The 22,116-nt window shown below is 70.9% G+C and carries 22 protein-coding genes; 3 read left to right on the plus strand and 19 right to left on the minus strand.

Annotated elements, in window-relative coordinates:
- Positions 1-63: 63 nt before the first annotated feature.
- The 6 genes from J4H86_RS04815 to J4H86_RS04840 all read right to left on the minus strand — a co-directional run bounded on the left by J4H86_RS04815 (position 64) and on the right by J4H86_RS04840 (position 5,503).
- Positions 64-780 carry a hypothetical protein gene (locus tag J4H86_RS04815; RefSeq protein WP_236542298.1) on the minus strand — a complete coding sequence of 239 codons (717 nt, stop codon included), beginning with the start codon at positions 778-780 and terminating at the stop codon, positions 64-66.
- Between the two features lie 191 nt (positions 781-971).
- Positions 972-1,667, minus strand: coding sequence for a PaaI family thioesterase (locus J4H86_RS04820; protein ID WP_236542299.1), 696 nt, complete (start codon positions 1,665-1,667; stop codon positions 972-974).
- A gap of 195 nt (positions 1,668-1,862) precedes the next feature.
- On the minus strand, positions 1,863-2,177 hold the full coding sequence (locus J4H86_RS04825; RefSeq protein WP_236542300.1) for an AzlD domain-containing protein: 315 nt from the start codon (positions 2,175-2,177) through the stop codon (positions 1,863-1,865).
- On the minus strand, positions 2,177-2,878 hold the full coding sequence (locus J4H86_RS04830) for an AzlC family ABC transporter permease (RefSeq protein WP_236542301.1): 702 nt from the start codon (positions 2,876-2,878) through the stop codon (positions 2,177-2,179). The genes J4H86_RS04825 and J4H86_RS04830 overlap by 1 nt, the downstream gene beginning before the upstream one ends.
- Before the next feature lie 41 nt (positions 2,879-2,919).
- On the minus strand, positions 2,920-3,774 hold the full coding sequence (locus tag J4H86_RS04835; RefSeq protein WP_236542302.1) for an AraC family transcriptional regulator: 855 nt from the start codon (positions 3,772-3,774) through the stop codon (positions 2,920-2,922).
- Positions 3,775-4,558: 784 nt separating this feature from the next.
- Positions 4,559-5,503 (minus strand): LysR family transcriptional regulator, encoded by a 945-nt coding sequence (locus tag J4H86_RS04840; RefSeq protein ID WP_236542303.1) that lies wholly within the window; start codon positions 5,501-5,503, stop codon positions 4,559-4,561.
- Between the two features lie 72 nt (positions 5,504-5,575).
- On the opposite strand from J4H86_RS04840, the gene J4H86_RS04845 reads away from it, so the two are divergent.
- A complete protein-coding gene (locus tag J4H86_RS04845; RefSeq protein ID WP_236542304.1) occupies positions 5,576-6,073 on the plus strand; it encodes a DUF3291 domain-containing protein in 498 nt (165 codons plus the stop codon).
- Here J4H86_RS04845 and J4H86_RS04850 read toward each other — a convergent pair.
- The 4 genes from J4H86_RS04850 to J4H86_RS04865 form a co-directional block, all read right to left on the minus strand.
- Positions 6,025-6,951: an RluA family pseudouridine synthase gene (locus J4H86_RS04850; protein WP_236542305.1), complete on the minus strand. Its 927-nt coding sequence runs from the start codon at positions 6,949-6,951 to the stop codon at positions 6,025-6,027. The two genes, J4H86_RS04845 and J4H86_RS04850, sit on opposite strands and share 49 nt — an antisense overlap.
- Positions 6,944-7,684: a signal peptidase II gene (lspA, locus tag J4H86_RS04855; RefSeq protein WP_269134573.1), complete on the minus strand. Its 741-nt coding sequence runs from the start codon at positions 7,682-7,684 to the stop codon at positions 6,944-6,946. The genes J4H86_RS04850 and lspA overlap by 8 nt, the downstream gene beginning before the upstream one ends.
- Complete coding sequence (locus J4H86_RS04860) at positions 7,681-8,085, minus strand: TraR/DksA family transcriptional regulator (protein ID WP_236542307.1); 405 nt, start codon at positions 8,083-8,085, stop codon at positions 7,681-7,683. Before J4H86_RS04860 ends, lspA begins: the two co-directional genes overlap by 4 nt.
- Positions 8,086-8,391: 306 nt before the next feature.
- Positions 8,392-8,655, minus strand: coding sequence for a hypothetical protein (locus J4H86_RS04865; RefSeq protein ID WP_236542308.1), 264 nt, complete (start codon positions 8,653-8,655; stop codon positions 8,392-8,394).
- Between the two features lie 433 nt (positions 8,656-9,088).
- On the opposite strand from J4H86_RS04865, the gene ileS reads away from it, so the two are divergent.
- Positions 9,089-12,286 carry an isoleucine--tRNA ligase gene (ileS, locus tag J4H86_RS04870; protein ID WP_236542309.1) on the plus strand — a complete coding sequence of 1,066 codons (3,198 nt, stop codon included), beginning with the start codon at positions 9,089-9,091 and terminating at the stop codon, positions 12,284-12,286.
- Positions 12,287-12,400: 114 nt separating this feature from the next.
- On the plus strand, positions 12,401-13,174 hold the full coding sequence (locus tag J4H86_RS04875; RefSeq protein ID WP_236542310.1) for an SDR family oxidoreductase: 774 nt from the start codon (positions 12,401-12,403) through the stop codon (positions 13,172-13,174).
- Positions 13,175-13,507: 333 nt separating this feature from the next.
- On the opposite strand, the gene J4H86_RS04880 is transcribed toward J4H86_RS04875, so the two are convergent.
- From J4H86_RS04880 to murC, 9 genes are all read right to left on the minus strand, one after another.
- Entirely contained in the window at positions 13,508-14,482 is a 975-nt protein-coding gene (locus tag J4H86_RS04880) for a hypothetical protein (protein ID WP_236542311.1), read from the minus strand.
- 102 nt (positions 14,483-14,584) lie between these two features.
- Positions 14,585-15,499, minus strand: coding sequence for a DivIVA domain-containing protein (locus J4H86_RS04885; protein WP_236542312.1), 915 nt, complete (start codon positions 15,497-15,499; stop codon positions 14,585-14,587).
- A gap of 126 nt (positions 15,500-15,625) precedes the next feature.
- Positions 15,626-15,919 carry a YggT family protein gene (locus J4H86_RS04890; RefSeq protein ID WP_236542313.1) on the minus strand — a complete coding sequence of 98 codons (294 nt, stop codon included), beginning with the start codon at positions 15,917-15,919 and terminating at the stop codon, positions 15,626-15,628.
- A gap of 75 nt (positions 15,920-15,994) precedes the next feature.
- Positions 15,995-16,507, minus strand: a complete 513-nt coding sequence (locus J4H86_RS04895; protein WP_236543904.1) for a cell division protein SepF — start codon at positions 16,505-16,507, stop codon at positions 15,995-15,997.
- Between the two features lie 97 nt (positions 16,508-16,604).
- Entirely contained in the window at positions 16,605-17,360 is a 756-nt protein-coding gene (locus J4H86_RS04900; protein ID WP_236542314.1) for a YggS family pyridoxal phosphate-dependent enzyme, read from the minus strand.
- Positions 17,357-18,115 (minus strand): peptidoglycan editing factor PgeF, encoded by a 759-nt coding sequence (pgeF, locus tag J4H86_RS04905; protein ID WP_236542315.1) that lies wholly within the window; start codon positions 18,113-18,115, stop codon positions 17,357-17,359. The genes J4H86_RS04900 and pgeF overlap by 4 nt, the downstream gene beginning before the upstream one ends.
- Positions 18,112-19,686 (minus strand): cell division protein FtsZ, encoded by a 1,575-nt coding sequence (ftsZ, locus tag J4H86_RS04910; RefSeq protein ID WP_236542316.1) that lies wholly within the window; start codon positions 19,684-19,686, stop codon positions 18,112-18,114. The genes pgeF and ftsZ overlap by 4 nt, the downstream gene beginning before the upstream one ends.
- Positions 19,687-19,898: 212 nt before the next feature.
- A complete protein-coding gene (locus J4H86_RS04915) occupies positions 19,899-20,663 on the minus strand; it encodes a cell division protein FtsQ/DivIB (RefSeq protein ID WP_236542317.1) in 765 nt (254 codons plus the stop codon).
- Positions 20,663-22,099, minus strand: a complete 1,437-nt coding sequence (gene murC / locus J4H86_RS04920) for a UDP-N-acetylmuramate--L-alanine ligase (RefSeq protein WP_236542318.1) — start codon at positions 22,097-22,099, stop codon at positions 20,663-20,665. The genes J4H86_RS04915 and murC overlap by 1 nt, the downstream gene beginning before the upstream one ends.
- Positions 22,100-22,116: the final 17 nt, after the last annotated feature.

Here is a 22,116-nt window from a genome sequence, read left to right on the forward strand (position 1 = left end):
GACGCCTATGAGACTCACGCCGGCACGGATCGGTTCCCCCCGACCTCACAGACCGTGCTGTGGTCAGGGTGTCAGCCGGAACGAGTCGATGATCGTCGCCGCGGCCTCGCTGTCCTCCATCAGGTCCTGGGGACCGATGAGGATGAGGGAGTGGATGCGTTCCCCGTCGTTGGTGGCGAGCTGGACGCGCGTCAGCTTGCCCTCGGGGGATCCGTCGACGAGTCGGGTGAGTTCGTCGGGGGTGTAGACGCCCTCGGAGTAGGCGGCGTCCAGGCCGCCGGCGCCCTCCCCCGGGACCTCTTCCAGGGTGACCTGCTCGTAGTCCTCGTGTTCCTCGTCGCGGGAGCTCTCCACCGACGTCAGTACCTCGATCGCGGGGATCGGCGCGTCGTCGAAGGGTTGGGTACGCACGTAGGTGAGTTCGAAGGCGGCGTCGCCGGGTCCGACGAAGTCCAGCGTCACGGAGTCGATCTCGTCGGGGTCGGCGAACTCGTCCTCCGGGGGCCGCTCCTGGGCCTCCCAGCCGGCCGGGATCTGGAACGTCGCGTGCTCGTTGTGGAAGGTGTCGAGACCGAGCTCGTCCAGGGCGACGGGAGCCTCTCCACTGGCGTCCACCGCGACGGCCTCGTTCTCCGGGCCACCGAGGAAACCGCGCAGCGGGTTGTCCAGGGCGAACAACGCGACCCCCGCGAAGACGATGGCGAGGGTCAGCCCGACGGCGAGGGCGACGAAGACCCGCCGGCGCCCGCGCGGGCGCTCCGGACGCGGCGCGGTGGCCATTCCTACCCCCGGGAGAGTCGATCAGCGCGAAAAGGACGTGCGTAGGCTACCGTCGCGCCCCGCGACGACCAACCCCTGGCCTCGCGTTCCGGGCACCGCGAACCCGGGCGACCTCCCCACGGCCCCGCGCCACAACGCCCCCGTCCGCGGCGATGGCCCCCGCTCATCGCCGGAGGACGGGGACGCGTCGGTCAGGATTCCAGCGGTGGCCAGATCCGGACCATGATCGCGGTCGTCTCCGCGGTGGTCTGGCCGTTGGCGCGGATCTCCCCGGTGACGTGGATCTTGCGGCCCTCCACGGAGTCGATCCGCGCCGCGACCTCGAGGGGCATGTTCACGGGAGTGGGGACCCGGTAGTCGACCTCGAGTCGTCCCGTCATCACCACCGAGCCCGTCTGCCACGCGGCCTCCCCCACGGCCTGGTCGAGCAGTGCCGCGACCCAGCCCCCGTGGACGCATCCGGGCGGCCCCTCGTAGGCGTCGTTCAGGGTGACGGTGCCCTCGACCCCGTCGGTGACCGAGGACAACCGGAGTGGTGGGGCGAGCGGGTTCGCCGGCCCGGTGACCCCGTTTCCGAGGGTGTTGAACCGGACGAGCCCGTTCTCCTCGCTGCGGACCAGCGGCCCGCTCTCGCGACGCTGGGCATTCAGGCGGCGGGTGGCCTCGTGCACGAGGTCGCCGACCGCGGTGAGCTCGGCGCTGGGGACGTCGGTACGGACGGTGGCCGCGACCAGGCCCCGGATCTGGTCGACGAGCCCGGCGAGTTCGGCGGGGAGGTCGTCGTTGTCGATGACGTCGAATCCGAACTCTGTTGGGTCGAGGGTCTCTTTCGGGGCCTGTGCCTCGACTGTCATGACGTCCTTCTCCAACTCCACGTTCGCGGTCACCAACCAAACCGAATCCTACTCGGTTTCGGTGGCTGAGCCATGGCGGTCACGGCGTGAACCGCGCCACCACGGCGGTGTCGGATCGTCACAACGGTCCCGAGGTGGCGGCGGTCCGCGACGGGGCAGTGCTGTGGCCCGTCGGGATCGCGTCGATCCGGACGGGGCCGCACGACCTCACCCATTCGAAGGCACGACCTAGCCGACCCCGACCGCGCGCAGTCCCGCGGCCGTGGCGGCGGCGACGAGGAGCACCACCAGGAACGGGGCCCGCAGGGCCAGGGCCACCGCGGCGGCCGCGACCGCCGCGACGCGGGGGACGTCGACTGTGAGGCTCTGTCCGGACGTGAAGGTCTCCAGGCCGATCAGCGCGGCCAGCAACGCGACCGGGACGATCGTCGCGAAGTCGGCGATCCGTGGGTTGTCCAGCAGTCGACGCGGCGCCGTCATGCCGACCACCTTCAGTAGTAGGCATCCCACGCCCGTCACGAGGACCGCGATCCACATGCTCATCACGTGCCTCCCGAGGTCTCGGTCGGGCGCGTCGACGCGGCGAGGGTGGCGACGAGGGCCGCGATCGCGGCGCACAGGACGGGGACTCCCGCCGGCAGGAACGTCGTCGTCGCCAGGGCGATCGCCACGCCACCCAGGGCGACCCACCGTTCACGACCGCCGTGGCGCAGACGGGACCACAACAACGCCAGGAAGACGGCCGGGACCACGGCGTCCAGGCCCAGCGCGCTGATGTCGCCGACGTGTCCCGTGGCGACCGCGCCAACGACCGTCGTGACGTTCCAGCAGACGAAGGTGGTCACCGCCGTGGTCGCGAAGCCGAGGCGCGCGTCGTCCCGGTCACGTTGGGCGAGGGCGACCGCCGTCGACTCGTCGATGACACCGTGGGTCGCCACGATCTTGCGGGTGCCGCGCCATCCCAGCACGTCGGCCAACCGCAGGCCGTAGAGCGTGTTCCTCGCCCCCAGCAGCATGGCTCCCACGACGCCGGCGGCGAGGTTCCCGCCACCCGCGATCACGCCGACCAGGGCGAACTGCGACGCGCCGGTGAAGGCGAGCACGCTGAGGACACTGGCCTGGGCCACGCTGAGGCCGGCGGTGACCGCCGAGGTCCCGAAGGCCAGGCCGGCGAACCCCGCGGCGACACCCACACCCAGGCCGTCCCGCACAGGCGGCGCCCAGGCTCGTTGCGAAACGATCATGCCAGGACACTATGTCGGGTCGACCCGGAAGTTCTTGAACGTTATTGCGTGAATCCACGACGGTACGCGCCGGGCCCCACACCGGTGTGCCGCTTGAAGTGACGCGTGAGGTGGGCCTGGTCGGCGAACCCAACCAGGTGCGCCACGTCGGCCGGCGCGTGGCCCTCGGCGAGGAGGTGTCGCGCCCGTAGCACGCGCACCTGGTTGAGGTAGGCGTGCGGCGGCAGACCGTAGTGTCGCCTGAACGCGCGCAGGAGCGGGTGCGGCGCGGAGCCCACGGCGCTCGCCAACTCCGCCAGCGACGGTGGGCCCACCAGGCGCTGACGGAGGATCTCCTCCGCCCGGCGCACCGAGCTGGGCCCGTCCGCGGCGACCGCCGCCCGCCGTGGCCCGGACAGCGAGTGCTCACGGATCAGGGAGGTGAGCGCGAGCCGCAACAGGGTGGACGCGGACAGGTCGTCGCCCCGCTCGGCTGCGATGTGGGCCCGCCGCACGTGGCGCGACGCCGCCTCACCGCGCAGGGGTTCCTCCCCGAACCGCGGCGCGCCCGGGTGTCCCTCCGCTCGCGCGATGTCGCGCACGAACGCCTCGGTGGGGTACATCACGCGGTACTCCCACCCGCTCGGAACCCCCGCCTGCCCGGTGTGCAGGGTGTCCGGCTCGATCAACCCCAGATCCCCCGCGACGGCGCGCCGAATGCCGCCCCGGTAGTAGTACTCCTCCACGCCGCGCTCGATGTGGGCCAACGTGTAGGTCGGATGCGTGTGCCGGGCGAAGCGGTGCCGCACGAAGCGCGCCCGCAACAGCTCGACCTCGGAGCTCGCGGGATGGCTCCAGTACCGCGCGTTCTCCGCCGGAGGCGCCACCCGCGCGTGCTCCTCGGCGACCGATGTCATTCGTTCAGCCTAGGTCGTCACCAGGACATCCACCGCCCCCGAGGAGGGTGAGAACCGCCCCTGACCTGCGGCCACCGGCGACGCCCCGCTCCCCTCACCCCAGACCGCGGGACTGGGGGAGTCGCTTGGAGGCTCGCGGATGATGTGAGGCCGCCCCGGGCGACGGCGCCCAGCGATCCGTGACGGGCGACCCGGCCGGCCGTTCGCGTGGGTCGGCGTAGGGAACGTCGTTCGCGGCGCGAGCCTAGTGCTACCAAGAAGCCCAGCGGTTGGGGCTCACGACCTGGCGTCCCCGCTCGGCGCGGGCCCACACCGCGGTCACCGCCACGCCCGCCCTTCGTCTCCGGTCCGGGTGGTCCCCGGAGCCGTGACCCCGCCCACGGACCTCTGTGGTTCTGGGGAGTCTGTGCGGTGCCGAGCACCTCAGCGTGGTGTGCGCACCCACCGCCACGCGGCCCCGACGCGTCGAGCGGCTGGGCCCGGTTCTCGTTCCCCAGCCCGTGACCAGGGGCCCCTCTCCCGAGACCACCCCTGGTGGTGGCGAACAGGACCGACTCCGCAGCCACACGTCGGAGCGGAGGCACCCGTCCGCGGTCGCCGGCCGGGTCACGGCCCGGCCTCGGACGCCACGACGCCCACACGGCGGGTTCCAGGTCGGCGACCGACAGCACCATGGGGCTCTCTGGATCGCCACCGCGTCGTGACGCGCTCCGTGCCGGCACGCGACGACCACGTCGGTGGCCGCGCCGCGCTCGGTGTCGGCACCGGCTGGCCGCGTTCGGAGTCAGTTGACCTGGGTGAGCGGTCCCGTGGTGAGGGGGTGGCGCGCGGCGTAGGTGTCGGCGGCGTCGCGGAGCGCGCGGACGGTGGCGCGGATCGCGGGTCGGCGGCCGTTCTCGGAGCGCCAGAACGCGTAGACGTGTCGCGCCAGGGCGGGACGTACGGGAACGAGCCGCACCCCCGGCGGCGGCAGGCCGACACCGAGACGCGGCATGACGGCGGCACCGAGGCCGGCCGCGACCAGGGCCAGGCGGGTTTGGTGTTCCTCGGCCGCGTGCACGATGACCGGCTCGACACCCCGTGCGCGCACCATGTGGTGGAGCCAGTCGCTGCAGATGGAGCCGTGGCTCCAGCCGATCCACCTCTCCCGCAGGACCTCGTCGAGGTCGAGGCTCTCCCGGTAGGCCAGGGGGTGATCCACGGGCAGCGCGATGTCGGCGACGTCCTCGATGAGGGCCGCTCGTTGCACACCCTCGGGAAGGGACAGCGGGGCGCCGGCCCAGTCGATCACGATGGCGAGGTCGGAGTCGCCACGGTCAACCGCGCTCACCGTGACGTCCGGTTCCCCCTCGCGGAGCTCCACGCGCAGTCCCGGAAAGCCGTCGGCCAACGTCCTCAGCGCGGACGGCACGATGTCACGCGCGGCGGTGGCCACGGACGAGAGCACGACGTGGCCGATCACTTCCTCCCGGTGCGCCTCGACCTCGGACTCCGCCTGGCGCACCAGGGAGAGGATCTCACCCGTGTGGCGCACGAGGATCTCGGCGGCCTCGGTCAGGCGGACACCCCGCCCGTTGCGCTCGACGAGGGGTTGTCCCACCTCGCGTTCGAGTTTGCTCAGTTGTTGGGACACCGCGGAGTTCGTGACGTGCAGGGTCGCGGCCGCACCGCTCAACGAACCGCTCATCGCGATGGCGTGCAGCACTCTCATTCGATCCACACTCAACACGAAAGCAATACTAACACCGCGACTTAGGAGATTGAAGCAGACCTAACGTCCATTCGGGGATACAACCGAAGTATGACGAAGCAAACGCTCACTGAGCCCACACACGCGCCGTTCACCGCGCCGCCGCGCGACCGCGACCCCGATGTGCCCGTACTGGCGATGGCGCACACCGTCAGCGCCCCCGGAGTCCCCGCCGACGGACTGGCGGAGGTCAGGGCCACCTTGCGCGCGGGGATGACACGAGGCCCGGAACCCCTCGCGGTGTCCGAGGGGGACATCGTCGACCTGTCCCTGTGGGAGTCCCCGCTGGACGTACGCGCCTTCGTCCACGGACGCCACCAGGACCTGCTCCGGCTTCGACGCCGGTGGGGACTCCCCGCCGACGCCGTGACACGCGTGCTGTGGTGGGTCGCGCCCGGGCACACGCCCGACCACGCCGAGGCCGCGGCACGCCTACGCCACCTGCGGGAGTTCGGCCCGGACCGCGAGGCGTTCACCCTGCGCAGCCCGGTGCCGCCCCCTCAGGTCTCGCGCAGGGCCTCGACCGCGGCCGCGAGGTCCTCGGGATAAGGACTGGTGAACTCCATCGGGCGCCCCTCCGTGGGGTGGGTGAAGCCCAGACGCACCGCGTGCAGCCACTGGCGGGTGACGCCCAGCCGCTCGGCCAGTCGCGGGTCGGCGCCATAGAGTCGGTCGCCGACACAGGGGTGACGCAGGGCTGCCATGTGGACCCGGATCTGGTGCGTGCGCCCCGTCTCCAGCGTGATGTCCAGGAGGCTGGCGGCGCGGAAGGCCTCGATGGTGTCGTAGTGCGTCACCGAGGGTCGTCCACCGGCGACCACGGCGAACCGTCCGTCCCCGCTGGGGTGCCGGTCGATGGGGGCGTCAACGGTGCCGCGGAGGGGATCCGGCCGGCCCTGCACCAACGCGTGGTAGCCCTTGTCCACGGTCCGCTCCTTGAACGCCCGCTTCAACGCGCCGTAGGCCGCCTCGCTCTTGGCGAGCACCATGGTCCCCGTGGTGTTGGCGTCCAGGCGATGGACGACGCCCTGACGTTCCGCCGCGCCACTGGTGGTCAGGCGCACCCCGGACGCGAGCAGACCCTCCACCACGGTGGGGCCGGTCCAGCCCACCGCGGGGTGGACGGCGATCCCGGTGGGCTTGTCCACGACGACGATGTCGGCGTCCTCGTAGATGATCCCGAGTCCCGGGACGGCCTGAGGCTGCGTCGTCGGGGCGCTCGGCGGAGGGGGCAACGAGATGTCGAGCCACGCGCCGGCGAACACCCGGTCGGACTTGGCGGCGTCCTGACCGTCGACCAGGACGTCCCCGGCGCCGATGATCTCCGCGGCGCGAGCGCGGGACAGGCCGAACATACGCGCGATCGCGGTGTCCAGGCGTTCCCCGGCCAGACCGTCGGGGACGGGCAGACTGCGTTGGTCACCCATGACGATCGTCCCGCGTCGAGGTGTCGGAGCCGCCCGGGCCCTGGCCGTCGTCGCGCCCGGCACCGTCACCGGGGGTGTCGGCGCCGGCCTGGGGCGGATGCGTGGTCGTGTCCGTCGCCTCGTCACGCGTGGACGGCGTGGTGGCCTTCTCGCTGGCCGAGGCGTCGGCGTCCCTGTCCTTCTTGCGCGCGTCCCGGGTTCCGTCCAGGTTCACGCCGAAGAAGGCCAGGAGCACCGCGAGGACGCCACCGCAGACGATCGCGGAGTCGGCCAGGTTGAACACCGGCCAGTTGGGGACCTGGATCCAGTCGATCACGTGGCCCTGGAGCGGTGCCGGCTCACGGAAGAACCGGTCGATGAGGTTGCCCACCGCCCCACCGAGCACGAGCCCCAGGGCGATCGCCCATCCGACGCTGCGCAGCTTGAAGGCGGCGCGCAGGATCGCCACGACCACGATCGTGGCGATGATGGTGAAGACCCACGGGAAGCCCTGTCCGATGGAGAAGGCCGCACCGGAGTTGAAGACCAGCGTCAGGGTGAGAAACCCGCCCAGCAGTTCCACTGGGTCGTGCGCCGAGTAGTTGCTCAGCGCGATCTCCTTGGTGGCGAAATCGAGGGCCACGGCCACCAGGGCCAGCCCACCGAAGAGCCAGAGCCGCCGCGGGGCCTGCGCCGTCGCGGTGTCGTCGTTCGCGTCCTCTGTCCCCTCGGGGGGCTCCTGCTCTGTACTCAGCGACGCTCCTCGCGCTGTTTACACCGCACGCACTGGGTGGCGCGAGGGAACACCTGAAGCCGGGCCTTCCCGATCGCCTTGCCACACGACTCGCATGCGCCGTAGGTTCCGGCATCGATCCGTTCAACCGCTCGTTTACTCTGCGCGAGCAGCTCACGAGTATTGTAGGTCAGCGCGAGGTCCTGTTCGCGCTGGTGCGCCTTCGCCCCGGTGTCAGTGGGGTCGTCCCCGGCGGTGTCCACCGAGTTCGCGAGCCACTCGGCGAGGGACGTCTCGGCCTGGGTCACCTCGCCGCGCAGGCGGGTGATCTCCCCTTCCAGCTCCGCTCGGACCGTGGTGAGTTCCTCCTCGGTCCAGGGATCCTCGTCGCCACGTACGGGGAGGTTCTCCGTCTCCGACATCTGCGGTTCCCCCTTCCGCGTCGCTCCACGTTGACGAACGGCACCCCGTTGCACAGCGGCTGACGATCCCATTCGATTCCCGCCCCTCCACACGCGCGGACCCGGCCGCGGCGGTCTCCCCTGGCATTACACAACCGTGCGTCTCGTCCCGAATGCGCACAGTGCCGGGAACACTAGACGGTTCACGCAGGTGAGGCAATCATTCACCGAACGTCACGAGGACTTTTGACCATCTCGTTAACGCCTGCGGACACCACGAGAACCCGAGGGGCCTGACGTGGGAAAACACTGCCCCGATCCGGTGGTCTACTCGATGGTGACGAAGCCGCCGTAGTCGTGCGCGAGGGTCGACAGGTGCGGCTCCTCGAACACGGCCGGTCCGCCGTGGGGGCCCGTACGCACCACCACGACCCAGTCGACGTCCTCGGCGTCGTCCTCGCCAGCCAGCATCTCCCGATGCACGGTGCACGGTTCGTATCCCTGGTCGGACAGCTCCTCGGCGAGCTCCTCCGCGTCGTCCCTGTCCGGCAGGGAGACGAGGACCTGTCCCTCGTCCGCTTCCTCGACCATCGGCCACCTCCGCTGTACCGCCTTCACCGGCGACAAAGGATAGGCCAGTCCGGGGAACTCCAGGACACGCGGTGTGGTGCGAGAAGACCGTCGTCGGTCGCGACAATCCGTCGGGTCGGTGGCCTACTGTGCGTTATTCTTGGTGCTGACGCAGCGACGATGGGGACACGCGCCCACGGAAACAGCCGTCGAGCGACCCGGGGACGGTGAGAGCCCGGGGGCATGACCGTGCGGGGCATCACCCCGGAGCCGCCGGAGGAAAAGCCGGAGTGTTCCGGCCTGAGTAGAACCGGCCGTCACGTAACGAAGCGGACCGTGATCCCTCGGAGGGGAGTCGGTCAAGAAGGGTGGTACCGCGGGGTCGCGCACCTCGTCCCTTCGACCAGCCAGCACCCCATCTCCCCCCGGGGGGAGTTCGATCTGGAAGGTACCAATGGCACCGCAGCCCACCTCCGACCCCGCCTTCCCCGCCCTGCCCGCGCAGATCGACCTGCCGGCCATGGAGCGTGACCTCATCCGCCGCTGGTCCAAGGACAAGGTGTTCGAGCGCTCCCTGGAACAGACGCGCGGCGGACCCCACTGGGTCTTCTACGAGGGTCCCCCCACCGCCAACGGCAACCCCGGGGTGCACCACGTGGAGGCACGTGTCTTCAAGGACGTCTTCCCCCGGTTCAAGACCATGCAGGGCTTCCACGTCGACCGCAAGGCCGGGTGGGACTGCCACGGTCTGCCGGTTGAGGTGGCGGTCGAGAAGGAGCTCGGTCTGTCCGGCAAGAAGGACATCGAGGACTACGGTGTCGCCGAGTTCAACGCGCGCTGCCGGGAGTCGGTGATGCGCTACGTCGGCGCCTTCACCGAGATGACCGAACGCATGGGCTACTGGGTCAACATGGACGACGCCTACCGCACCATGGACCCGCGGTATGTGGAGTCGGTGTGGTGGTCGCTCAAGCGGATCTGGGACAAGGGGCTGCTCGTCCGCGACTTCCGGATCAGCCCCTACTGCCCGCGGTGCGGGACCTCGCTGTCGGACCACGAGTTGGCTCAGGGCTACGAGACCGTGACCGACCCGTCGGTGTACGTCCGGCTCCCCATCACCTCGGGCCCCCTCGCCGCCCCCGAACGACCCACGTCGCTGCTGGTGTGGACGACGACACCGTGGACTCTGGTCTCCAACACGGCCGTCGCCGCGAACCCCGACGTACAGTACGTGGTCGCCACGAACGGTTCCGAGCGGGTGCTCCTGGCCGAGCCACTGCTGGCCTCGGCCCTGGGCGAGGACTGGTCGGCCACCGGGGAACGCTTCGAGGGGGCGGAACTGGAGCACTGGTCCTACCAGCGCCCCTTCGAGCTGGTCGACTTCCCCGAGTCGGCCCACTTCGTCGTCCTCGCGGACTTCGTCACGGTCGAGGACGGGACCGGGCTCGTGCACATGTCGCCGGCCTACGGCGCGGACGACCTCGCCGCCTGCCGCGCCTACGGTCTGCCCGTGGTGGAGCCGGTCCGCGCCGACGGCACCTTCGCCGGCGACCTGGACCTCATCGGTGGGAAGTTCTTCAAGCACGCCGACCCGGTGCTCGTCGCCGACCTCCGCGACCGGGGGCTGTTGTTCCGCGAACAGGCCTTCGAGCACAACTACCCCCACTGCTGGCGCTGCCACACCCCGCTGCTCTACTACGCCCTGCCGTCCTGGTACATCCGGACCACGGAGCTCAAGGACCAACTGCTCGCGGAGAACGAGAGGACGAACTGGGTCCCCGACAACGTCAAGAACGGCCGATACGGGGAATGGTTGCGCAACAACGTCGACTGGGCGTTGTCGCGCACTCGCTACTGGGGCACTCCTCTGCCGATCTGGGAGTTCCCCGACGGCCGCCGTATCTGCGTCGGTTCGCTGCGGGAGCTGAGCGAATTGTCCGGCCGCGACCTCAGCGACATGGACCCGCACCGGCCCTACATCGACGACGTCGTGATCCCCGACCCGGACGCCGACCCGTCACTGCCCGAGGAGCAGCGCGTCGCCCGCCGGGTCCCCGACGTGATCGACGCCTGGTACGACTCCGGGTCCATGCCCTTCGCGCAGTGGGGCGCGCCGCACCAGGCCGAGGAGACCTTCCGGGCGAACTTCCCCGCGCAGTACATCTGTGAGGCCATCGACCAGACACGCGGCTGGTTCTACTCGCTGATGGCGGTGAGCACGGCCGTCTTCGGGCAGTCCTCCTACGAGAACGTGGTCTGCCTCGGCCACATCCTCGCCGAGGACGGGCGAAAGATGAGCAAGCACCTCGGCAACGTGCTCGAACCCATCCCCGTCATGGACCAACACGGCGCGGACGCCCTGCGTTGGTTCATGGCCGCCAGCGGTTCGCCGTGGATGGCGCGCCGTGTCGGCCACGCCGCGCTGGAGGAGATCGTCCGCAAGGTGTTGTTGACCTACTACAACACCGTCTCCTTCTTCACGCTCTACGCGCGGGCCGACGGATGGACCGTCGCCGGTCTGGACACCGCTCCCGCCCCGGCGGATCGCCCTCTGCTGGACCGCTGGGCGCTCAGCGAGCTCCACCGCACGGTGCGTGACGTGGAGTCGGCGCTGGAGCGGTTCGACACCGCGGGGGCGGGACGCCACCTGACCAACTTCATCGACGACCTGTCCAACTGGTACGTGCGGCGTTCCCGGCGTCGGTTCTGGTCGGGTTCGGATTCCGCCGCCGGCGCCTCCGCGTTCGCCACCCTGTACGAGTGCCTGGAGACGCTGACCCGGTTGATGGCGCCGCTGGTGCCGTTCCTGACCGAACACGTCTGGGGTGCGCTGCGGCGTGGCGACGCCCCGGAGTCAGTGCACCTGACGTCGTGGCCGACGGTGAACGAGTCCCTCGTCGACCCGGCGCTGTCGGAGCGGATGGCGTTGGCGCGTCGACTGGTGGAGCTGGGCCGTTCGGCCCGGGTGGAGTCGCGGGTGCGGACGCGTCAACCGTTGGGCCGGGCTCTGGTGGGCGCACGCGACTTCGCCGACCTGCCCGAGCAGCTACGCGAGCAGGTCGCCGAGGAGTTGAACGTGCAGACGCTGGACGCCCTCTCGACGGTCGGAGCGGGCCTCGTCGAGTTCTCGGTGAAGCCCAACTTCCGGGCGCTGGGCAAGCGGTTCGGGAAGCGGACCCCGCGGATCGCCGCGGCGCTCACCGAGGCGGACGCCGCGTCGGTGGTCGAGCAGGTGCGCGACACCGGGTGGGCCCACGTGCGGGTCGACGGCGAGCCCGTCGACGTCAGCGCGGAGGAGGTCCTGGTGACCGAGCGTCCTCGCGAGGGGTGGGCGGTGGCCTCCGGTGGAGGTGAGACCGTCGCCCTGGACCTCTCGGTCACCCCGGAGTTGGAGCGTGCCGGGGTGGCGCGTGAGGTGATCCGGGTGGTTCAGGAGGCACGCAAGAACTCCGGCCTGGAGATCACCGACCGGATCCACCTGTGGTGGGAGAGCTCCTCGGAATTGACCGCCGGAGCCCTGCGGGACCACGAGACGACGATCGCCGGCGAGGTCCTCGCCGATGAGGTGGTTGAGGGCCATCCGGACGTGGAGACGTCCGCGGCGGAGTCGGCCGACCTCGACCTGCGTGTGTGGCTGCGCGCCACCCGCTGATCCGGGGGCTGGTGGACGTCTCGGCGTTCACCAGCCCTGGGTCACCGCCGCGCCGATGATCGTCGCCCTGTAGGGTCCTGGCGAACTTCGTCGTGCGCGAGCGGGAGGAAACCCATGGACACAGGCCTGCGCGGGAAGACCGCTGTCGTTCCCGGATCGACCTCGGGCCTCGGTGAGGCCATCGCCCGATCTCTGGCCGCGGAGGGGGCCAATGTCGTCCTCGGCGGGCGCCGGGGGGACCGGGCCCGCAAGGTGGCCGGTGAGCTGGACTCCGCCGTGGGGGTGGAGTTCGACCTCACCGACCCCGACGCCCCGGACACGCTCGTGGGCACGGCCGTTGAGCACTTCGGCCGCGTCGACGTGCTGGTCCTCAACAGTGGCGGCCCCAAGCCCGGCAACGCGACCAACATCAGTGACGAGTCGCTTCGCGGCGCGCTGGAGACCCTCCTGCTGCGGCAGCTTCGCCTGGTGGAACTCACCCTTCCGGGCATGCGGGAGAACGGCTGGGGACGCATCGTCGGAGTCGGCTCGGGCGGTGTCCAACAGCCCATCACCGGTCTCGCCCTGTCCAACGTGGGCCGCGCCGGCCTCGCCGCCTACCTGAAGTCCCTGGCGAACGTCGTGGCCGGGGACGGCGTGACGGTCAACATGGTGCTGCCCGGCCGGATGGACACCGAACGGGTGGAACAGCTCGACCAGGCCCAGGCCTCCGCCGCGGGCAGCACGCCCGAGGAGATGCGCCGCCGCTCCGAGGCCGCCATCCCCACGGGTCGCTACGGCACCGCCCAGGAGTTCGCCAACGTCGTGACGTTCCTCTGCGGCACCGGCGCCAGCTACGTCACCGGAGAGCAGATCCGCTGCGACGGCGGCCAAATCGGCTCCTACTGACGCCCAGGGCCGCCCGCCGGGGTGCGGGCGGCCCAGGACGCTGTCGACTCGGGCCCCCGTCACGTCCCCACGCATGCGCCAGTCGACCGTCCCGGACTCCGCTCCCCCACGGCCCCGAGCCACACGGAGACGCCCGACCGAGCGGGTCACCCGCCGTCCGCCGGCGCGCCGCCCCGAGGCCCCCGGTCCCCTCGGCACCGCCCCACCACGAGCGGCTCACACCCCCGGCGGGAGCTCGCGGTCACGGGGCATCCCCCTCGTCATTCCGGTGTCGTGGGTCGAGCGCAGTCGAGCGGGTACCGTCCGCGCGGCAGCCCACCCCATGATCGGTGCTCAGGTGGAGGCGCGGGCGCCGCTGTCCTCTTCGTGGTCGGTGTCCCGGGGGCCCTCGTCCGCGAGGTCCTCCGGGGCGAGGGCGAAGGTGGTGGAGTCCTCGGGCTCGGTCGGGTCCTCCGGTTGGGGGCCGGCGGAGGGGTCACGGTCGAGCTGGGTGTGGTCGGCGGTCGCGGTGGCGAAGACGTCGGGGTCCCACGGGGACCTCAGGACTCCCAGGGCCTGCTCGGGGCCGTCCTCCTCGTCCTCCTCCGCGGCGTCGCCGTCCACCGGGAACTCCCGCGGCTCTTCGGCGGTGTGTGTGACCGTGGGCGGCTCGGTGAGGCCGGCCTCCGGGGCGTCGGGTGTCCCCTCGGTCTCGGCGTCGACGACGTCGTCTTCCGTATCGTCGTCCGGGTCCACCGGGGGATCCACCAGGTCGGCGCCGTCGTCGCCGTCAACGTCGGGCGCGGCTTCCGTGGTGTCGAGAGGGACCTCGTCGTCCACGGGGACGTCGGAGGTGGGCGCGGTGTTGGGAAGGTCGGCCACGGGGTGGGGGCCGGCTCCTGGGTCCCCGGCCGCGCCTGCCGGGGACGAGGAGTCGTCGATGTCCACCACGGGCCCGCCGGGTGCCGGCGGACCGGACCACGCTTCGTCGCCGCTCCCCCCGCCTCGCTCCGGGTCACGTGGACCAGCGGGCGCGGGAACCAGCCCTGGGCCGGTGGTGGGGTACTGCCACCGCTCTCGCGGCGGTGTCGCCATGGGCGGCGGCGTCCACTGTGTCGGCTGGGCCGACACCGGTGGCTGCCCCATCGGTTGGCTCACCGAGGGTGGCGCCCCGCCGGCCTGCTGTGGTGCGACGTCGGCAGCGGGTCGCCGCCCCAGATTGGGGGCGAAGAGCCCGAGCGCGACGAGCAGGACCGACACACCGGTCAAACCGAAGGCCAAGTAGACAAGCACCTCGTTGGCGAGGATCACCGCCACGACCAAGAGCACAATGGCGGACGCTACGGGGACGAGACTCGCGCGGAGGAACACCGTCGAAATGGCCTATCCGGGAAAGCTGGGTGGATTGGATCTCGGCCAGCTTACACCGGGTCAGCGGTGCTCGTGCGGCGTTTCGCTCGGGTGGTAACCGGCGGGCTGCTGCACCGGCTCGGGCTGAGCGAAGGGGTTGCCACCGGTCATGGCTCCACCAGCCGGCGTCGCCGGCTGCAGCGCCGGGGCCGGGCCCGAGGGGGCGGTGGCGGGGGCCATGGAGGGCTGCTGGAAGCTGCCGGTGTTGCTGGCGGGCTCCTGCGCGCCCTCGGCGAGTTCGCGGAGCTGCCGCTCGAAGTAGTCCTTGAGTCGGCTGCGGTACTCGCGCTCGAAGTCCTTGAGGGTGTTGACCCGGTGCTCCAGCTCGTCGCGCTGCTGCACCAGCGAGCCCATCACCTGACGGTGACGCTCCTGGGCGTCGCGGTCCAGGTTCTCCGAACGGGCGCGGGCCTCGTTGACGATCTGCTCCGCCTGACGGCGGGCCTTGCCCAGGATGTCCTCGGCCTCGTGCCGGGCACGGCCCAGGGTCTCGTCGGCCTCACGACGGGCGTCGGAGATGGCCTGGTCGGCGGTCTGCTGCGCGAGGGCCAGCACCCGAGAGGCGGTGTCCATACTGTCGCCGGACTCCTGCATTCCCATCGCCATCCCGGCAAGTGCCTGCTCGGGGGCGGGCTGCTGGAGCTGGGGCTGGGCGGGCGGCTCGGGGGCGACCTGCATCTGCGGCTGAGGCTGCTGCTGGACCGGCTCCGGGGGTGCCTGGGGCTCGGACTGCATGTCCTGGGCCGACATGGGCGGGACCTTGCCGCGGAGCGCTTCGGCGAGCTTTCCGCGCAGTTCCTCGTTCTCCTGGATCAGCCGGTCGAGCTCGGCCTCGACCTCATCGAGGAAGGCGTCGACTTCCTCTTCGTCGTAGCCGGGCCGAAGCCGGGTGGTACTGAACTGTTTGTTCCGCACGTCCGCGGGTGTCAGCGGCATGTTCGTCTCCTTGGCGCGCTTGGAGTCCGTCCGTAGGGACAGTACCTGATCGTGACACGTGAGGGGTGCCGTTCATGGCGAAGACCACATGTGGAACCGGCGGCCCTGAGCGGCTTTCCCATCGATTCAGATGACCTGGAACGTTGTCACGACCTGGAGCAATATCACCACAATCAGGAAGAGAGCCAGGAAGCTCAGATCCAGGGCAAGGCTACCCAGCCGGACCACCGGAATGAACCGGCGGAGGAAGGACAGCGGGGGGTCGGTGATGGTGTAGACGATCTCGGCGAGGACCAGCACGAGCCCGGTCGGGCTCCAGGAGCGGGCGAAGTTGCGCACCCACTCCAGAATGAGCCGAGCGATCAGCACCATCATGAAGAGGTACAGGATGACCTGTATGACGGACAGCACGATATTCACGGCCGTGCCTCCTGGGAAGGTGCCTCCAACGCCGCGACGGCGACCAATGGCCGCAACCGGCCCGCGGAGATGTTTCTAACTCTGATTGAAGAACCCTCGTTCTGCGATGCGTGCTTTGTCTTCAGCGGTGACCTCAACATTAGCCGGGGACAGCAAGAACACCTTATTGGTCACGCGCTCGATGCTGCCGTGCAGCCCGAAGATCAGCCCCGCCGCGAAGTCGACGAGACGCTTGGCGTCACTGTCGACCATCTCCGACAGGTTCATGATCACTGGCGTGCCCTCACGGAAGTGCTCTCCGATGGTACGCGCCTCGTTGTAGGTCCGGGGGTGCAGCGTCGTGATCCGCGCCAGGTCGGCCGTGCTCGGAGGGGAGACTGTGTGCCGCCTTTCGCCGATGAATCCGCCGTATTCGGCGTCGTCGCCGGAGTCGTTGCCGCCACGGGAGGGCCCGGAGTCGTTGTTGGACCGGTCGTCGACCTGGTCCTCGAACTCGTCGAACTCCTCGTAGTCGTCGTAGCGGTGATCGTAGCGGTCATCCTCCACGAGGCCGAGGTAGACCGCCATCTTGCGCATCGCGCTGGCCATCGTCAGTCCTCCGTCGTCCCGGTGGTTCGCCGCGGATAGGGCGCCCTTGTCCATGTCGGCGTTCACCCCGGCAGGCGAACCAACGAAAGGCGCGACCCTAGAGGGACATTACCCCACCAGAGGGCCGGTCGCCGAGCAAAGCGGTCCCGATCCGAAGGTGTGTCGCGCCGTGTTCCACCGCGGCCTCGAGGTCGGCACTCATCCCGGCGGACACCATTGTCGCGGCCGGATGGTCGGCCCGCAATCGGACACCGAGTTCGCGCAGGCGGGCGAAGGACTCCCCGACGGGCACCCCCGCGTCCGGAGGTGGGGCGACGGCCATGATCCCGCCCAGGCGCAGTCCCTCCCGCTCGGCCACGAAGTCGGCCACGGCGGCGACGTCCTGGGGGTGGCACCCCCCACGTGGGCCCAGGGTGCCCACGACGGCGTCGGGATCCAGGTTGACCTGCACCAGGGCCGTGATCTCGCGCTCGTTCTCCCGGGCCCGTTCCGCGAGGACCCGGGCGAGGCGGGTGCGGTCGACCGAGTGCACGACGTCGGCCCACCGTGCCACGAGCCGGGCCTTGTTGGTCTGCAACTGCCCGATGAAGTGCCATCTGACCTCGGGTGCGACGAGACCGTGGCCGGCGCAGTACTCCGCCTTCTCAGCCAGTTCGGCGGCCCGGTTCTCCCCCACGTCCACGAGTCCGGCCCTCACCGCGGCGCGCACGTCCTCGGCGGGCCGGGTCTTGGTGACGGCGATGACACACACGGAGTCGGGGTCCCGGTCAGCCGCGACGCAGGCGCGTTCCACTCGGCGTCGGACCAGGGAGAGGTTCTCGGTGATCTCGGCGACGCGATCCGGCTCGCTCACGCCGCGTCCCGCCACACGTATCCGGCGAAACGACCCGTGGTCGCGTCCCGCCGGTAGGAGAACAAGGTGTCGTCCTCCCGCGTGCACCGTTCGTCGTGACCAATCTCGGCCACGCCCGCACGCCGGAGTTGGGCGACGACCGCGGCGCGGATGTCGACCCCAGGGCTCCCCCACCGGGTGACGCACGCACCCTCCGGCGTGACGCGCTCCATCGCGTCGCGCAGGTCACGGGGAACCTCGTAGCACTGGCCGCACACACTGGGTCCCAGCAGGGCGACGCACCGCTCCGCGACAGCACCCTGGCGGGTCATCTCCTCGACCAGGGCGCCGGCGATGTCGGCGGCGGTGCCCGGCCGGCCCGAGTGGGCGGCGCCCACCACTCCGGCCTCGGCGTCGGCCACCAGGACCGGGAGACAGTCGGCGACGAGGACCGCGAGCGCCACTCCCGGTCGGGTCGTCACCATGGCGTCGACCTGACCAGCGTTACCTGGAGTGTCGACCACCGCCACGTCGCGGCCGTGAACCTGGCTCATCCACGCCACGGAATCCGGGGATATGCCGAACCCGCGCGCCGCCAGTTCCCGGTTCCGGGCGACGGCGGCGGGGTCGTCTCCCACCCCGTTGCCGAGGTTGAGCCGCGCGAACGGAGGAGCACTGACTCCCCCGTCCGCACGTGCGGTGAATCCGGCGGAGACGCCCCGCCCCAGTCCGTGAATGCGTTGCCCGATGGGCGTCGCGTCAGCGTTGGTGGTCACTTGAGAAAGTCTGGCACATCCAGGTCGTCGCCCTCGTCGAAGACCACCCGCCGCCGCGGGGCACGCCCCTCGCTCCCCCGGCCACCGCCGAGGTCGTCGGTGTCGGCACGGTCGCTGACCGCGCGGATGCCACTCAGCGAGGTCCCCGAACTCGGGGTGCGCAGGTCCTCCAGCGGGTCGCTGTCGTCCACGACGTCCTCATGCGGCGGCTCGGGCTCCGCCACCGGCTCCGCGACCTGCCGCGGGGCGGGTTCGGGCTCCGGATCCGGCTCGCGCACCGGAGCGGGAGTCGACGGCACCGAGGTCGCGGAGGCGCTCGGCGACGCGCTGGTCGCCGTGGGACGCGTCTCCGACGTCACCGGTGTCGGCTGGGCCGGTCGCACCGTTGGCGCGGGCGGCTCCGGAGCCGCGGGTCGCGTCGGCTGCGCCGAGGCCACCGGGGCGATCGGGGGAACCTCGGACGCACGCGGCCGAGCCTCCTCCTCCGCCTCGGGCTGGGGCGTGGGCTCGGGTCGCGGCTCCGGCTGGCGGGCGGGAGCCGGCGGTTCCGCGGCGGCGGGTGTCTGGGTCGGACGAGCGGGCGCGGTCTGCGCCGTCGCCTGCGCCGGTGACGGTCCCCCGTCGCGCACGTCGTCGAACCCTGCCGCTATCACGGTGACGCGCACCTCGTCACCGAGGGCGTCGTCGATGACGGCGCCGAAGATGATATTGGCCTCGGGGGCGGCGGAGTTCGCCACCAGTTGCGCCGCCTCGTTGATCTCGAACAGTCCGAGGTCGGAGCCACCCTGGATCGAGAGCAGCACTCCGTGCGCTCCGTCGATGCTGGCCTCCAGCAACGGCGAGGAGATCGCCATCTCGGCCGCCGCGACGGCGCGGTCGTCCCCGCGCGCCGAACCGATCCCCATGAGGGCCGAGCCCGCGCCCGACATCACGGACTTGACGTCCGCGAAGTCGAGGTTGATCAGCCCCGGCGTGGTGATCAGGTCGGTTATGCCCTGAACACCGGAGAGCAGTACCTGGTCGGCGGCCTTGAACGCGTCGAGAACGCTGACCTGACGGTCGGAGATCGACAGGAGCCGGTCGTTGGGAATCACGATCAGCGTGTCGACCTCGTCGCGCAGCATCGCTATCCCGGACTCCGCCTGGGTGGCGCGCCGCTTGCCCTCGAAACCGAAGGGCCGGGTGACGACACCGATGGTGAGCGCCCCGAGTGAACGGGCGATGTTGGCCACCACGGGTGCGCCACCAGTGCCCGTCCCGCCGCCTTCGCCGGCGGTCACGAACACCATGTCCGCGCCCTTGAGGACCTCCTCGATCTCCTCTCGGTGGTCCTCGGCCGCCTTGCACCCCACGTCGGGGTTGGCGCCCGCGCCCAAGCCGCGTGTGAGTTCGCGCCCAACGTCAAGTTTGACGTCGGCGTCACTCATCAGAAGCGCTTGGGCGTCGGTATTGATCGCTATGAACTCGACGCCCTTGAGACCCTCCTCGATCATCCGGTTGACGGCGTTGACGCCACCGCCGCCGATGCCGACGACCTTGATGACCGCGAGGTAGTTTTGCGGTGCTGCCACGACGAGGGGCCCTTCCGCTCGCTTGATGACCGACGCCACGGACGGGCGACGGTGCCCGTCCCTGCAACCCGGCTGCCAGACTTATGTCAACTGGGAGCATTGCTTCCGACAGTAGGCTCAGGCCCACCTGGGGAGCAACTAACTAGGTGTTCAGCCTAGCGGCGTGTCGCGCGGGGACGCGATGCGACGCCCCGGCGCCACGCCTTTGGTTTTTATCGAACGACCGCCACATCCGGCGCGCTCACGTCATACTCCAGCTCCGGTTCGGCGGGGTGCTCCTCCGTGAGGGCCGCCAGAACCCGTGCCTTGTCGGTGTTGCCCTCGGCGCTGCCCCAGACCACACGTGCCCCGGAGGCGAGGTCGAGTTCGATCCTCTCCTCGGTGGCGTCGATGGTCCGGATCTCGCTGAGGAAGTCCTCGGGGAGCGCGCCGGTGACGGCCGCGGCGGCGGCGACACCCGTGTTTCCCTCGATCTCGCCACGCACCGTCACCAAGGGGCTCTCCGACGGCGGGTCGTCGGCGTCCTCGATGCGGACACCGTCCGCGTCGACGAGCTGGTACCCGTCGTCCGCCCGCACGCTCAGTACGGGCTCGCGTTCGGTGACCTCCACGCGCAGGTGGGTCGGCCAGCCGCGACGCACGACGACCTCCTCCGCCAGGCGTAGCTCCTCGGCGCGTTCCGAGGCCGCGTCGGTGTCGACTCGGGCGAGCGGTGTCCCCTGCTCGACCGCGACGGCGTCCACCACGTCGGCCTCGGGGATCCGGTCGGTCCCCGACACCTCGATGTCGCGTACGACCAGCAGCCGGGATCCGAGCAGGATCCACACCACGGCCGCCAGGACGCCCACCGTCAGTAGGAGCACGAAGGCGAGCTTCCACGGGTTGGATCTTCGACGGGCCGACACCGTGGCGGCGTCGCCGCTCGTCGGCTGGTCCGAGGCGTCCCGTCCGTTCCCGCCGTCGCTTTTCTTGGTCACTACGCCTCGTTCAGAGCTGCCGCGATGTCGGGACCGAGTTCCGTGACATCCCCGGCTCCCATGGTCAGCACCACGTCACCGGGGCGAGCGAGCTCCGCGACGCGTTTCGCCACGGTCTCCCGCTCCAGGTGGCCCAGGACCCGCCCGTCGGTATCGGGGCCGTCGGTGATGAGACGCGCGTCCACACCGGGGATGGGGTCCTCACGGGCCGGGTAGATCGGCAACACCAGTGCCGTGTCCGCCAGCGCGAGCGCGGCGGCGAACTCGGCCGCGAACGCGCGGGTGCGACTGAACAGGTGTGGTTGGAAGACCACGAGGACGCGGGGGTGCCGCTCGCCGCCGGCGGTGTCGGCCCCGGTGGAGTCCAGGGCGGCGCGCACGGCGCGGAGGTCGGCCGCGACCTCCGTGGGGTGGTGGGCGTAGCTGTCGTAGACGCGGACACCGCGGCCCCCACCCTTGGGTTCCATTCGACGCCCGGACCCGGTGAACGCGGCCGCGGCGCGCGCGGCGGCCTCCAGGTCGTGGCCCAGACGGTGCGCCGTCGCCACGGCGGCGGCCGCGTTGAGGGCGTTGTGCTCTCCCGCGGCCTCCACCCGACAGTCCACGCGCTCGCCGTCGGGCGCGCGCAGGGTGAACCGGGTGGCGAAGCCCTCGGCTCGCACGTCGTCGACGACGTAGTCGGCCGACGCCGAACGTCCGAAGGTGACGACGTCGGCGGTGGGGTGGTGGAGGTCGGCGGTCAGGGCGACGGTTTCGGGGTCGTCGGCGGAGACCACGATCAGCTCGGTGGTCCGTGCGGCGAACTGGGCGAACAGTGCCCGGATCTCCGCGAGGCCCGCGTGGTTGTCCAGGTGGTCGGCCTCGATGTTGGTGATGACCGAGACCGCGGGCGAGAGCAGCAGGAAGGACCCGTCGCTCTCGTCGGCCTCCACGACCATGACCTCGCCCGTTCCGGCCTCGGCTCCGGTTCCGGTCGCGGTGAGCGTTCCACCGATCACGTATCCGGGGTCGGCGCCGAGCTCGCGCAGGATGACCGTCAGCATGGACGAGGTGGTGGTCTTGCCGTGCGTGCCCGCGACGGTCACACCGCGACGGGACAGCAGCAGCCCGCCCAGGGCGGCCGCCCGAGGCAGGACCCGCAGGCCCCGCTCCCGCGCCGCCGCCAGTTCCGGGTTGTCGTCGCGGATCGCCGAGGAGACGACGAGCGTGTCGGCGTCGCCGAGGTTCTCCGCGGTGTGGCCCACGTGGACGGTGGCGCCGGCCGCGCGCAGTTCCGGCAGCGCCGGCCCCTCGCGGGCGTCACTACCGGAGACGGGGACGCCCTGCCGCAGCAGGACGCGGGCGATGCCGGACATGCCCGCGCCGCCGATCCCGACGAAGTGGACGTGGCCCAGTTCCGTCGTGGGTGGCACCTCGGTGCGTTCCACCAGACTCATCGACCCGCCTCGCCCTG

It is taken from the genome of Spiractinospora alimapuensis (assembly GCF_018437505.1).
Classification (GTDB): domain Bacteria; phylum Actinomycetota; class Actinomycetes; order Streptosporangiales; family Streptosporangiaceae; genus Spiractinospora; species Spiractinospora alimapuensis.